At 51.0% G+C, this 259-nt stretch carries 1 protein-coding gene; it reads left to right on the top strand.

Going from position 1 to position 259, the window contains the following annotated elements:
• On the top strand, positions 1-241 hold a 241-nt coding region (locus AC27VO_RS16575; protein ID WP_488667814.1), incomplete at its 5' end, for an IS3 family transposase.
• Positions 242-259 lie beyond the last annotated feature (18 nt).

The raw sequence follows: 259 nt of genomic DNA, 5'->3' as shown, positions 1-259 counted from the left end.
GAAGCCCAGCATGAGCAGGCGAGGCAACTGTCATGACAACGCGGTAGCAGAAAGCTTCTTCCAATTGCTCAAGCGCGAGCGCATCCGCAAGCATATCTATGCCACCAGGCAAGAAGCACGAAGCGATGTGTTTAGCTACATTGAAATGTTTTACAACCCCATCCGCAGACATTCGTCTGCGGATGGCCTGTCTCCGATAGAGTACGAGAGACGCAATTCCATGAGGCTTGTAACTGTCTAGGAAATGCTGGTCGATTCA

It is taken from the genome of Comamonas sp. 14P8.1.4, from assembly GCF_057799285.1.
Note: the sequence above shows the minus strand (reverse complement) of the source record. Positions and strands in the feature narration are given on the sequence as shown.